Raw genomic sequence first — 12,978 nt, 5'->3', positions numbered from 1 at the left:
CTGTTTGGGCACTGGTCGTTCGGAATCGAGAGCGCGTCTGCAGCCAGTGACGCACAGCGGCCAGTGTCGCTTCGAGGTCGTTCCACGAACTCAATTCCAGCCACAGCAGGCAGCCGTCCTGGATTCGGCAGGCAGGCTCTCGTTCATCCCGTCACCGTATCTGACCAGCAACTTTAGACTCCGGCTGTGCTCGCTCTATCGCGCCGTAACGTCCGGCGCAGGCATGGCGTCGGTGCTCCGTTTCCGCGGTCCAGGGGATTACTCAAGGGGTCACGGCCATACTCGGCCAGCGGGCGACCTGCTCATCGGCAGATCGCCCGTGGCGTGTTCCCGGACGCGTGGCACGACGCTATATGTCGGCCCTCCCGCAGACTGTTCTGCGGGAGGGCCGACATACGGGACTGTCCCAATGACGCCGGTCAGTCCGCCGGCGCTGTTCGCCAATGCCGGTGGATGATCTCGCGGTAGGCCGCGTGTTCCGGGTTGTGGACGGCGTGTTGGACCGCCCACGTATGGACGATCGTGAAGTCGATGTGGGGGACCGAAGCGGCGTCGCATCGGGTGCACTGCATGGCGAAGGTGACTGGCTTCACCGTCTCGGGCACGGGTCTCATGCGCCCCACCTGTGGGTTGAGTTGGCGGCTTGGACCTTGGCGCTCAGGCGTTCCCCGTCAGTGGCCGGCCGTACGTCGCCGGAGTTTGCCTCCCATTCCGGTCCGCCGCGTGGCGGCCGGAGTTGGAGGTGAGGGCCTTCGTTACCCATGACCTGGCCAAGGCGCCGCTTCGAGTGTCGATCACATACGTTCCGGGAGCGGGCAACTTCCCGGTTGGTGGGTCGTGTTCGGCCTCCGGGCAGGTGCACCGAGAGGTGGTACACGAGGCTATGTTGATCCCGTGCGGACTAAAGGTGATGTAGGTGGTCGGGGTGGCGTACCCGATGGGAGGGGCGGGTTGGTGAAGAGCAGGAGCTTCGTAGGTCGGTTCGCTCCCCCGCCTGAGGAGTTTCCTCACCCGGGCGAGCAGGCGATCGATACGATGCCGCATGTCATCAGCTCCGTTTCAGCTGGTGGCCATGCCCCGGGGCGCTGCCAGGCGTCGCCGGGGTCTTCTGTGTGGCGAACGTACAGCTGCCGAGTAGAGCGGCATAGAGCAGTAAGACGCTATCCACTCATACGTGTTGCAGGTGATTGCTCTATGTTGACTGCCATGGCAGCCGAGCAGCACACCTCGCCCGTCGACCCGACGAAGGCGACCTATGTGTACATGCAGGTCGCGGATCACATCGCAGCACAGATCGAGGCAGGAGCGCTGAAGCGGGGCGCCCGTCTGCCGGGAGAGCGGGATCTGGCCGAGCAGTACGGCGTTGCGATCGGCACGACTCGTCGTGCCATTCAGGAGTTGCGGGAGCGTGGCTTGCTGGTCACGTTGCCCGCCAAGGGAACCTTCATCGTCGAGTGACCCAGGATGGACAAGACGTGCGCCAAGCGGCAGCACGCTCGTCCGCATCCGCGCGGGCGAGCGTCAACGACCGCTTGACGGTCATGGCTCGGGGACGGATCGCAACCGCAGGTGGATCCCGTTGTCCGACTGCCGCACCTCGGCCTCGGTGGCCCGGCCATCCCTGAAGCGCAGGGTGAAGTACGGATCGGCCTCGACGAGGAACTCGATGTTGGCATGTTCTTCTTGGCCGAGTGGTGCCAAGACGACAGCGTCCCACACCCCACCGTCGGGTACAGGGGTGATCCTGACCGGTATGCGCGCTAGTGCTGTGACCGCATAGGTTCACCGGGTTGCTCGTTGTGCTGGTTGGAAGCGTTGACGCTTCCGACCAGCAGGGGAGGCGGGATGGCATCACCGGTCAAGGTCCGGAGGCTGACGGAGCAGGAGGGGCGGAAGCTTCAGCAGACTGTGCGGCGGGGCAGTACGAGCTCGGTGCGGTTTCGGCGGGCGATGATGTTGCTGGCCTCGGCCGGCGGCAGCACGGTCCCGGTGATCGCGCGTCTGGTCCAGGCGGATGAAGACACCGTCTGGGACGTGATCCACCGCTTCAACGAGGTCGGGCTCGCATGTCTCAACCCTCAGTGGGCGGGAGGCCGTCCCCGCCTGCTGAGCAGTGATGATGAGGACTTCGTCATCCAGACGGCCACCACCCGGCCCACCGTGCTGGGCAAGCCCTTCACCCGCTGGTCGGTCCGCAAACTGGTCGATCATCTGCGCAGGAACGTGGCCCGGCCCGTCCGGATCGGCCGCGAGGCCCTGCGGTGCTTACTGGCCCGCCGCGGGGTCACCTTCCAGCGGACGAAGACCTGGAAGGAATCCCCGGACCCGGCCTTCGATGCCAAGCTGGAACGGATCGAGTACGCGGTCAACGAGCGTCCGGACCGTACGTTCGCTTTCGACGAGTTCGGGCCGCTGGGCATCCGCCCCACCGTCGGCTCCTGCTGGCAGAAGCAGGGCAGTCCTGACAGGCTGCCTGCCACCTACCGCCGCACCCACGGCATCACCTACTTCCACGGCTGTTACTCGGTCGGTGACGACAAGCTCTGGGGAATCAACCGGCGCCGCAAGGGCATTGACCACACCTGGGCCGCCCTGCGGTCCATCCGCGCCGCCCGTCCGGACGGCGCCCCGGTCTACATGATCCTCGACAACCTCTCCGCCCACCTGAACTGGCGCATCCGCCGGTGGGCGACGAAGAACAAGGTCGAGCTGTGCTTCACACCCACCTACGCGTCCTGGGCCAACCCCATCGAGGCCCACTTCGGGCCGCTGCGGCAGTTCACCCTGGCCAACTCCAACCATCCGAACCACACTGTCCAGACCCGGGCCCTGCACGCCTACTTGCGCTGGCGGAACAACAATGCCCGCCACCCCGACGTCCTAGCCGCCCAACGACGCGAGCGTGCACGCATCCGCAGCGAACGAGGTCTCCGCTGGGGCGGCCGGCCGCTGTCGACCGCTGCCTGACCCCGCCCAATCCGGCGAGGTCACGACCCTAGTCGTCGAACTCGAAGCCCGAAGTCTCCGCACGGGCAATGATGTCGCGGACTGCCTCGGGACTCGTGACGACGGATTCAACGGCCGTCTTGAGTCGCGCGAGGTCGCTCGAACTCCCGACCGCGCAGAACATGCCAGCCTCACTGTCGAAATCGAGGCGCTCAGCGATGTCCGGCCAGGCAAACCGCACGAGACCTTCCCAGAAGTACCCGTTCGGCTCGTGCCCGGCGGCAGCTACTACAGCATCGGCAGCCAGACCACCGGCATCCAACGTCAGCGAGTGCTCGCCGCCGAAGTCATGCAGGTTGATGATCATTGCGCGATCCTCTCACGATCAGTGCACGGGCTGCCCGACCCCTCGAACCACTCCTCCGGTCCCTTACCGTCCCGACCTCGGTGAACCTTTCCGGTCACAGCACTAGACACGCTGAAGGATGGACCCACCGCTCCAGTTGGCCTGTGCCCTCGTAACGGTCCATTCCACCAAGGTATGTGCACGGAGACACATCGGTCCCCACCTGATGAGCCGCACAGGGCATACCCTATAGCGGCCCCTCAGCCCAGATACGGCTCGAAGTCCCAGTAAGGCCGCGTCCGTTGGCGGGCCGACATGGCGTGGGGGTGTTGGGCGCCCAGGGTGCGGGCCAGGCGTTGGAGGGCGTCTTCCTCTACCTTGCCTGCTTCCTCGTGCTCCCTCAGCGCACGCAAGTCCGCAGCCAAGGCCACCTCGCAGGAGAGCGTGAACGGGTGGTCCTGGCCCAGGATCAGGCGGGCCCGGCGGAGGGTGTCGCGGGAGAGTTCCAGGGCGCTTTCCAGGCGGGCCGTGAAGTTGCGGCCGGCCGCGGCGTTCAGGGCGCAGCCGAGGACCCAGGGGTGGTCCGGGCCCAGGGAGGCCGTCAGGCCGGCCAGGGCCGCTTCGAACATGGTGAGGGCCTCGGCGCGTTCGCCGGCGGCCTGGAGGACGAGGCCGGTGTTGGAGAGCATGCCCGTGCTCACGGGGTGGGCGGGGCCGAGGAGGGTGCGGTAGCCGGATTCGCCCTCCTCGATGAGGGCGCGGGCCTGGCGCAGGTCGCCGTGCTCGCGGCAGTAGTTGCCGTAGTCGACGACGAGGGCGAGGGTCTCGTAGTGGGAGCGGCCGTGGACCTGTTCCATCTGGTCGAGGAGGGTGGCCATGGCGGCGCCGATGTCGTGGGGGATGCCGGCGCGGCGCTGGCAGAGGACGAGGTTGTGGCGGGCGCGGAGGGTGCGGGGGTTGTTGGGGCCGAGGATCTGGATGTGCAGGCGCACACCCTGCTCCTGGCGGGAGAGGGCGTCCTGGTAGCGGCCCATGAGGCGGAGGTCGCGGGCGCAGGCGATGCCGGACATGAGGGTGGCCGCGTGGCGGGCGCGGAGGAGGGTCTCGCGGGCGCGGAGGGTTTCGAGGTCGATGTCGTAGGCCTCGCTGTAGCGGCCGAGGAGACGGAGGCCGACGCCGAGGTTGTGCTGTGCGAGGAGCGTGGTGTAGTCGTCGCGGCCCAGGAGTTCGAGGGCGGAGCCGAGGACTTCGCGCTGCATCTCCAGGGCCTCGCTGAACTGGCCCAGGAAGCGCTGGTCGGCGGCGAGGCAGCTGGTGGCCGTCATCAGGCTCGTGGCGTCCGCGCCGGAGTGGGCGCGGAGCCGCTCCAGGGTCGAGCGGTCCAGCTCGTAGGCGTCGCGGAAGCGGCCGTGGGAGCGGAGGATGTTGCCCTGCTGGACGGTGAGTTCGAGCATGCGGGGGTGCTCGGGCGGGAAGAGGTCCGTCCAGCGGATGCGGATCTGCTCGGCCAGCGCGGCGCCGGTGCTGAACTCGCCGCTGTGCCAGCAGTAGCGCAGCATGTTGAGGACGGCTTCCTGGACCTTGTAGTCGTGACTGCCGAGGGCGCCGGACGGCTCCAGGTGGGGCAGCAGCTCCGCGTAGCGCGGCCAGAGGCGGCTGTCCTGGGGGTTGCCGGGGTCGGCGGCGGCGATCAGGCGGCGGACGATGCGGCGGTAGAGCCGGCGTTCGGCCGGGGAGGACAGCCGGGCGACGATGTCGTGGACGAGGCGGTGCATGTGCACCGACTCCTGCTCCGGACCGGGGTCGTTGGCCTGCACGGTGCGCAGGTCGCGGGTCTCGCGGGTGAAGACGGAGTAGTTGACCAGGGTGTCGAGGGCGCGGGTCCAGCTGGGGAGGTCGGAGACCAGCCAGCCCAGGTGCTCGGGGAGCTGGGCCGGCGGCAGGACGCGGACGAGGCCGACGGGGATGCGGCCGGGGCCGAACGCCGTGCACAGCGTGAGGAGTTCGACGGCGTGGGGCTCGCTCTCGCGGAGCCGGTTGATCAGTATCGACCAGGAGGTGAGGGAGGAGCGGGGGACGTCGGTGAGGCCGGGCTGGGCGTCCAGCCCGGACAGCTCCCCCTCGCGCACCATGCGCAGGTAGTCGGAGACCTCCATGTCGGACTCGCCGAGCCAGGCGGCGGCCTGGACGAGGGCGATGGGGATGTCGCCGAGCTCGGCGGCCACTTCGTCGGCCTGCTCGGCGGTCAGCCGGGGGGCGCGGCGCATGAGGTAGCCGGTGCTCTCGTGCCGCTGGAAGCCGGGGACGTCGAGGACGGTGGCCCCGGCCCGGTCCCAGCTGCGGTTGCGGGAGGTGATCAGGACGTGGCCCCGGCCGGCGGGCAGGAGTTCGTCCGCGACCGCGGTCTCGTCCCAGCCGTCGAAGATGATCAGCCAGCGGCCGTACGGCTCGCCGCGGCGGAGCGCCTCGCGGACGGCGCGGATGCGCTCGCCGGGCTCGGAGCCGGCGTCCAGCCCGAGTTCGGCGGCGAGCTCGCCGAAGCGCTCGCGCTGGGTGCCGCGGGTGTCGGAGTTGACCCACCAGACGACGTCGTAGTCGGAGCTGAAGCGGTGCGCGTACTCGGCGGCCATCTGGGTCTTGCCGATGCCGGACATGCCGAGCAGGGCGCAGACCGCGGTGCCGTGGTCGGCCTCGGTGAGCCGCTCCTGGAGGCGGTTGAGGAGGTCGTCGCGGCCGGTGAAGCGGCGGTTGCGGCGGGGGACGTCGCCCCAGACGGCGGGCGGGTCGTTGGGGTAGCGGGAGCCGGGGCCCTCGGGCAGGGGGCGGCGGGGCGGGCCTTCGGGGAGCTGGAGGCGGGCGAGGAGGCGGCGCTCGGCCTCCTGGGCGCCGACGCCCCACAGGTCGACCGGCTCCAGGACGGCGGTGGCGGGGAGCAGGGCGCGGTTGGTGAGGTTGACGGCGGCGAACCGCTCGGCGTTGGCGTTGACGATGCCGCGGAGGGCGTCGTTCCACTCGCCCTCGCGGCGCGGGCCGAGTTCGAAGAACCAGTCGCTGAGGACGAGCAGGATCCGGCCGGAGGCGAGCAGCAGGTCGCCGAGGGCGTCCTCCAGGGGGACCTCGCGGGGCGGGTCCCAGCGCTGGAGGGTGACGCGGTGGCCGTGGCTCTCCAGGCGGTGGCGGATCCAGGTGGCCCAGGGCCGGTAGTAGCCGGCGAAGACGACGACGAAGTGCTCGTCGACGCGGTCCTGCGCGCCGGTGCCGACCTGATACCGCTGCGTGTTCATGCGCGTCCCTCGTTCCTTCGCAGCACCGCGTGGTCCCCGTGGCCCCGCCCGGCGCGGACCGTGGCGGCGGCATCGCCCTCACTGTACGTCATACGACTGTCACGCACCGCTCGCGCCGTGCGTCACCCCGGGCGGCCGAGCGTCGCGAGGTGCCGTTCCATGCCCCGAGCGAAGTCCCGGCCCGCGGCGGTCAGTTCATTGGATTCAAGCAGGATGGGGACCGCTTCCGCGACCTGTCGGCGGTAGGAATCGCGCCGCTCCAGAGCGCCCTCGCGGGCCCGGGGCGGCAGGGCCGGGCCGCGGACGGCCCGGTGCCAGAAGTCGGCGAGGGCGAGATGGGCGTAGGTGCCCTGGAGGACGCCGGCCAGCGGGCGGGGATCGGGCCGCCAGGCCACCCGGTGGAGGGCGTCGGGACCGGCGGTGTGCAGCGGCAGGAGGTCGTGCAGCACGGCGAGTTTGCTGTGCTGGTTCTCGTGGACGAGGACCTCGGCGAGGTCCGCGGCGGTGGGCGGGAGGGTGGCCAGGACGGCGCCGGGGGCGGAGCGGAAGGTGGCGCTCACCTTGGCCCCGGGGTCGCCCGGCGGCCGCGCGACGGGGACCAGGCAGCGCAGCAGCGCGCCGGTCTCGGCGGCGCGCTCCGGGTCGGCGGCGCGCAGCAGGGCGAGGGCCGCGCGCCAGCGGCGCGTCCACGGCCGGCCGCCGGTGCCGTCGCGGCCGGCGGGCGGCAGGGCGGCGCGGCCGACGCCGCCGGGCGGGGCGCGGTAGGGGTCGAGGTCGTCGAGGAGGGCGTCGCCGCCGGGGAGGCGGCGCAGGCCGCGCCAGCCGCGGCCCGCCCCGGTGACCCGGCCGCCGGCCGAGCGCAGCAGGACGGCGGGGTGCGGGGTACCGGGTCCGGTGAGGCGGGCGGTGCGGGAGCGGGCGGTGAGACGGACGAGGGGGCGGCCGGTCTCCAGCAGCCCGATGCCGGGGAGGGCCAGGACGCCGGTGGGCGTGGCCAGTTCGACGGTGAAGCCGGTGCCCGAGCGCAGGGCGGCGGCCGCGGCGACGGCGCCGAAGTGGCCGAGCCCGGCGGCGAACGCCGGCCCGGCGGGCGCGGCGAGGACGGCGGCGAGCCAGGTGCCGACGGCGGGGTAGTCGAGGGTGTCGCGGACGAGGGGCGCGTGCCGGGATTCCGCGCGCTCCAGCAACCGCCAATGCGCCTCGAAGCGTTCGCGGACGCGGACGGGGACCGCGTCGGACTGCCGTTCCAGGCGGGTGAGCAGGGACTTGAGGAGCACGAGGCGTCTGCTGTGCAGGGCGCGCCGCAGCAGGGCGAGGTCGTCGGGGGCGGCGCGGGTGCGGGCGAGCCGGGCCAGGACGGACGGCGGCACGCGCTGCGGGGCGAGGGCTCCGCCGGCGGCGCGCGTCACGTGCGGTTCCCTCCCGGGGGGCGGTGGCGGCCGCCCTGCGCCCCGCTGGAGTACCAGGTCTCGGCGAGCTCCGCGGGGTCGCGCAGGGCCGCGTCGACGGCGGCCGTCACGCGCGGGTCGTCGAGCGTGCGCAGCCGGCCGAGGCCGACGCCGGTGAGGTCCGGCAGCGGCTCCGTCCCCCCGCCGCCGGTCTCCCGGTCCTCGCGCCTCCGGTCCTCGGTGGCCGCGGGCGAAGTCCCCTTCGCCGGAAACCCGATGGGCACCTTTTCTCCTCCCTTCCGCCGGACCGCCCCCGTCTCAACAGGCGTGTGCGGCTGCTCCGTTCTTCCCGGACGCCGCAATCCGGAAACCCGTTCGGACGCTCCGCGGTCATCCGCCGGACAGCCGCGTGACACCCTCCCTGGTCGCGCGGACCTCGTCCCAGGGGACGTCCACCAGCCGGGCCGTGAGGTCGCGCCACTCCCCCGCCGCGGTCCGGTACGCGGCGAGGGCCTGGCGCCGCAGGCCCATCCGTTCCAGGGCGTCCGCGTAACGGTGCGCGGCCCGGGCGGCGACGACCGAGCCGGGCTCCCCGCCGGCGGCCGTACGGGCCTCCTCGGCGGCGGCCGTGAACGCGTCGGCGGCGTCCGAGAGCGGCACGCCCGGCGCCCGTTCGCGCAACGCGAGCCGCGCGGTGCCCAGTTCGAGCCAGGACTCGGCGCGGGTGGCCGCGTCCGGGGCCCGGCGGGCGGCCTGTTCCAGCAGGTGGCAGCTCTCGTAGAGGTCGGGCAGGAAGCCGAGGCGTGCGTAGCGCAGCACGAGGGCGCGGCCCAGCAGCAGTTGCAGGCGCGGGCGGCCGGGTGCGCGCCCCGGGCTCACGGCGTACGCCTCGCGGAGCACGGCCTCCGCGCGCTGCACCGTCCCGTTGCCGCGCCCGCCCGTCGCCTGCGCGCGCTCCAGCAGCGCGGCGCCCCACTCGCCGAGCAGCGCGCACCGCCGGGGGCTGTCGCGGCCGGTGAGGGAGACGGCGGCGGAGTAGGCGGCGTCGGCCCCCGGCCCGTCCCCCGTGGCGGTGCGCACGCGGGCCTGTTCGGTGCGGGCGTGCAGCAGCTGGAGGTCGTCCGCGGCGGTCAGTTCGGCGCGGGAGAGCGCGTCGAGCGCCTCGGCGGCGGGGGCGCCCGCGCGGCGCAGGGCGCGGGCGAGGTCCAGCAGCGCGGCGCTGCGGCGGGCGGCGGGCGCGTCCTCGGCCTCCAGGAGGCCGCAGGCGGCCCGCAGTTCGGCCGCGGCCTCGGCGGCGAGGAGCCCGGGGGAACGGTCGTGGGCGGCCGCGTCGCGGGGCGCGCGGCGCTCGCCGTGCGGCGCACCCGCACCCGCGCCCGCGCCGTCGCCGTCCCCGGCGGACGGCGGGAGGGGCGACGTGCCGTCACCGAGGGACGGCGGGACGGGCGACGTGCCCTCCCCGGCGCGTCCCGTGGCCGGTGGGGCGTCCGGTGCGGGGGAGCCGGCAGGCCCGGTGCCGGGCCTGCCGGGCTCGGCGGCGGCCGGTCGCCCGCCGCCGTCCCGGGCGGGGGTCCGCGGCGCGGCGAGCGCGGCCTCCCGTACGGCCTCCGGCGGGACGTCCGCGAGGGTGAGCAGCACCCGGCCCAGCTGGAGCCGGCGGGCGGAGGCGGTCGTGGCGGCGGAGGCGGGCAGGGCGCGCAGGACGGCCTCGGCGGCGAGGAGTTCGGCCGGATCGCCGCCGGCCCACGCCTCCCCCGCTCCCCCGCCGGACCCGCCGCGCCCGGCGTCTCCCGCGTCTCCCCGGCCCCAGGCGCTCCGCACCCCTCCAGCGTCCCGGGCGGCTCCCGCGCCCCTCGGGTCCACGCTCTCCCACCAGCGGTCCCAGTGCACAGCGGCCAGCTCCAGTCCGACGGCCGTGCGCCGGGGACCGGCGGGCCCGGCCGGGCGCTCGTACGCCTCCGCGAGCAGCCCGGCCGCCTCGTCGAGCAGCGCGCGGCGCGCGGCCGGGTCGGTGCGGAGGGCCTCGGTGCCGGCGAGGGCGCGGAGGACGCCGCCGAGGACGAGGCGGGCGCGGACGCCCTGGTCGTCCAGGCCGCCGGCGGCGAGCGGGGCGGCCAGCTCCCGCGCGTCGGCGAGGAGCTGGGGGTCGCCCTGGTCGTGCCAGAGCTCCAGCAGCAGCTCCGCCTCGGCCAGCGGGCCGGACTCGGTCTGCGGCGGCCGGTACCAGCGCACGACGCGGGCGGGGACCTGGGCGAACAGCTCCGGCTCCGGGCCGGTGCCGGGGTCGGCAGCGCCGGGGCCCCTGGCGCCCGCCGCCTCCACGGGCCGGCCGGAGAGCCGGGCGACGGCGAGTGCGGAGAAGTTGCGGGCGCTGCGGCCGAAGTGCCGCTCCACGTAGTCGGAGCAGTGCTTGAGGACGAGGGCCGCCTCGCTCCGGTCGAGGGACTGGAGCAGCAACTCCCGCACGCCGTCGGCGAACTCGTACCACGGCCCGCTGTCGTCGCCGGCGCCCGCCGGGGCGGGCGTCCGCCACAGCAGCCCGCCGAGCAGCACCTCGGCGAGCTCCATGGGCCCGGTGTCGGGCAGCATGGCGCGCTGCACGAGCTGCATCACGGGCAGCGCCAGCGGAACGGCCGCCAGGTGGACGGCCAGGCGCAGGGCGCCGGGCGAGGCGGACGCGCGGAAGGCCGCGAGCCGCGCGTCGGCGCCCGGGCCGGTGCCGTCCTCGGCGGGCGGCAGCGTCCGGCGCGGCCCGGTGACGGGGCCGGGCGGCAGCCAGCCGGCCGCGCCGTGGACGGTGGTGCGCCCGGGGCCGGACAGCAGCCGGGCCCAGGCGCCCAGCGCCTCGCGGACGGGCAGCAGGACGGGCACGGGCAGGGCGCCCGGCGGGGGCGGCGGCCCGAAGCCGTCGGGCTCGAAGCCGAGCCGGCCGCCGGCCGCCGGGTCGCGGGTGAGCAGGCCGGGTTCGGCGGGCAGGGCGGTGCGCGGCCACAGCCGGGGCGGCAGCGGCTGGACGACGGCGACGGGGGCGGTCAGCGACCAGTGGCGGAGCAGCCGTTGGGCCTGTCCCTCCTGCCACAGGGGACCTACGCAGTCGCTGAGGACGAGGGTGAGGCGGCGTCCGGTGGGGTCGAGGAACTGCCCGGCGGGGCGCGGGCGGGCGCCCCGGGCACCGGCCGGGCCGATCAGCGGCGTCCCGTCGGCGGCGCGGTGCAGGTGGGCGACCCGGACGTCCCGGAAGACGCCCAACTGGGCGCAGATCTGCTCGATCTCGTCCAGCGTCCGCTCCCAGACGACCATGGAGGCGGAGGCGTCCATCAACAGCTGCATGGCGGCAGCCTGCCTGCGTCCGCGGTGGTGGACGGGGTGCACCACGCCGGTGCGGGCCGCGCGGTCGGCGGTGGCGTCCTCGTCGAGCGGGCCGGGGAGGGGCGCGGCGAGGGAGCGGTAGCCGCGCAGCGGCCGCAGCGCGCGCTGGAGGCCGAGCAGGCCGGGCAGGGAGCCCGCGGCGGGCACCCGGACGGGGAACGTCCCGGCGGGCCCGTCGGCGGCCTCCTCGGCCCGCGGGCGCGGCACGGCGCCGACCCCGACGGAGGCGGGCGGGGGCCCGGAGGGCGCGGCGGGCCGCCGGGACGCGGGGCGCGGCGGGTCCGGGGCGCGGGACGCGGGGCGGTGGGAGGACCCGGCGGCGGGGCCGGGCGGGCCGGCCGGCGGGGCGGCGTCACCGGCCGTGGCGGGCGCCCCGGGATCCGCGGTCATCCGGCGGGCCAGCCACACCGCGTCGGCTATCTCCTCGGCGGTGAGGCCGGGCGCGGCGGACCGCAACCGGGCGACCAGTTCCTCCAGCCACGGCTCGGGGGGCGCCGTCATCGCTCATCACCTCGGGCGGTCGAGCGGCTGCATCAGCATGTCGGCGAGCCGCTCGCGTGTGACGCGTTCGGTGCTGGGGGCGTGCTGGGTCAGGAAGAGGGCGTTGAGGAGCTGGTCGGCGGCGACGACCTCGCCGGGCTCGCGGTGCAGGAAGCGCTGGATGAGCTCCTCGCCGTCGGTGACGGCGTCGTCGCCGAGGTGGGCGCGGACCATCGCGGTGAGCTGCTCCTCGCCGGGCGGTTCGAGGTCGAGCTGGATGCAGCGGCGCAACAGGGCGGCGGGGAAGTCGCGTTCGCCGTTGGAGGTGAGCACGATCAGCGGGAAGGCGGTGCAGCGGACCCGGCCGTCGGCGATCACCGTGCGGCCGCCGTCGTCCGTGCCGACCTCGACCTCGGGCTCGCGGTCGGCGATGCGCTCCAGCTCGTGGAGGGCGAACTCGCCTTCCTCCAGGACGTTCAGCAGGTCGTTGGGCAGGTCGAGGTCGCTCTTGTCGAGCTCGTCGATGAGCAGGACGCGTGGCCGGGCGGCGGGCAGCAGGGCGGTGCCGAGCGGGCCGAGGCGGATGTACGAGCCGATGGAGCGGCGCGCCCCGACGTCGGCGCCGGCCCGCTCCAGCTGGACGTCCTGGAGGCGGGCGATGGCGTCGTAGTGGTAGAGGCCGTCGCGGAGCGTGGAGCGGCTGACGATGGGCCAGCGCAGCACCCGGCCGAGGCCCAGCTCGTGGGCCACGGCGTGCGCCAGGGTGGACTTGCCGGTGCCCGGGGCGCCGGTGACGAGCAGTGGACGCCGCAGGTAGAGGGCGGCGTTGACGGCCTCGACCTCCTCGGGGCGCGGGTGGTGGTTCTCCACCAGGCGGCGCTGCACGCCCAGCCGCCGGGCGGCGCTGGGATCGGCGCCGGGGCCGGTGTCGGGACCGGCCGCGGCGAAGTCCCGCCAGGGCGGTGGCGGCGGCAGCCGCCGGATGCCGTCGTGCGGCAGGCCGGCTCCCCGGTAGATGCGCCAATCGTTCACACTGGGCTCCTTGTTGCCGGTGTGGATCCCGTGGCCTGCTCCGCCCCGGCCCCCACGCGTCCGCCGCTCCCGGGACGAAGGTACTCGTCCGGATCGGGCATGGCGACCGGTCCTGTTCCTCCCTGTCGCTTCC

Annotated in this window: 10 protein-coding genes; 2 read left to right on the top strand and 8 right to left on the bottom strand. The window is 74.2% G+C overall.

From position 1 onward, the window contains the following. Window positions 1–419: 419 nt before the first annotated feature. The gene (locus AC230_RS16690; RefSeq protein ID WP_157868589.1) at window positions 420–614 is read right to left on the bottom strand and encodes a DUF7848 domain-containing protein; all 195 of its coding nucleotides are present in this window, start codon (window positions 612–614) and stop codon (window positions 420–422) included. Between the two features lie 592 nt (window positions 615–1,206). Between AC230_RS16690 and AC230_RS16685 the strand changes: the two genes are divergently transcribed. Continuing rightward, window positions 1,207–1,458: a winged helix-turn-helix domain-containing protein gene (locus tag AC230_RS16685; protein WP_049717071.1), complete on the top strand. Its 252-nt coding sequence runs from the start codon at window positions 1,207–1,209 to the stop codon at window positions 1,456–1,458. Window positions 1,459–1,539: 81 nt separating this feature from the next. Here the strand turns inward: AC230_RS16685 and AC230_RS16680 are convergent, their stop codons facing one another. Continuing rightward, complete coding sequence (locus tag AC230_RS16680) at window positions 1,540–1,701, bottom strand: hypothetical protein (RefSeq protein ID WP_157868588.1); 162 nt, start codon at window positions 1,699–1,701, stop codon at window positions 1,540–1,542. Window positions 1,702–1,845: 144 nt separating this feature from the next. Here AC230_RS16680 and AC230_RS32065 point away from each other — a divergent pair, with 144 nt between their 5' ends. Continuing rightward, window positions 1,846–2,967 (top strand): IS630 family transposase, encoded by a 1,122-nt coding sequence (locus tag AC230_RS32065; RefSeq protein ID WP_049716950.1) that lies wholly within the window; start codon window positions 1,846–1,848, stop codon window positions 2,965–2,967. 28 nt (window positions 2,968–2,995) lie between these two features. Here AC230_RS32065 and AC230_RS16670 read toward each other — a convergent pair whose 3' ends face one another. The 6 genes from AC230_RS16670 to AC230_RS16645 form a co-directional block, all read right to left on the bottom strand. Next, window positions 2,996–3,313 carry an Imm51 family immunity protein gene (locus tag AC230_RS16670; RefSeq protein WP_049716949.1) on the bottom strand — a complete coding sequence of 106 codons (318 nt, stop codon included), beginning with the start codon at window positions 3,311–3,313 and terminating at the stop codon, window positions 2,996–2,998. Window positions 3,314–3,552: 239 nt separating this feature from the next. Continuing rightward, window positions 3,553–6,576, bottom strand: a complete 3,024-nt coding sequence (gene fxsT / locus AC230_RS16665) for an FxSxx-COOH system tetratricopeptide repeat protein (RefSeq protein WP_049716948.1) — start codon at window positions 6,574–6,576, stop codon at window positions 3,553–3,555. Between the two features lie 122 nt (window positions 6,577–6,698). After that, window positions 6,699–7,985: an HEXXH motif domain-containing protein gene (locus tag AC230_RS16660; RefSeq protein ID WP_049716947.1), complete on the bottom strand. Its 1,287-nt coding sequence runs from the start codon at window positions 7,983–7,985 to the stop codon at window positions 6,699–6,701. Further along, window positions 7,982–8,248 carry a hypothetical protein gene (locus tag AC230_RS16655; protein ID WP_049716946.1) on the bottom strand — a complete coding sequence of 89 codons (267 nt, stop codon included), beginning with the start codon at window positions 8,246–8,248 and terminating at the stop codon, window positions 7,982–7,984. Before AC230_RS16655 ends, AC230_RS16660 begins: the two co-directional genes overlap by 4 nt. A 106-nt stretch (window positions 8,249–8,354) precedes the next feature. Continuing rightward, window positions 8,355–11,834, bottom strand: coding sequence for an SAV_2336 N-terminal domain-related protein (locus AC230_RS16650; RefSeq protein WP_049716945.1), 3,480 nt, complete (start codon window positions 11,832–11,834; stop codon window positions 8,355–8,357). A gap of 6 nt (window positions 11,835–11,840) precedes the next feature. Further along, window positions 11,841–12,845 (bottom strand): AAA family ATPase, encoded by a 1,005-nt coding sequence (locus AC230_RS16645; protein WP_049716944.1) that lies wholly within the window; start codon window positions 12,843–12,845, stop codon window positions 11,841–11,843. Window positions 12,846–12,978: the final 133 nt, after the last annotated feature.

The organism is Streptomyces caatingaensis, assembly GCF_001187435.1.
GTDB lineage: Bacteria > Actinomycetota > Actinomycetes > Streptomycetales > Streptomycetaceae > Streptomyces > Streptomyces caatingaensis.
Note: the sequence above shows the minus strand (reverse complement) of the source record. Positions and strands in the feature narration are given on the sequence as shown.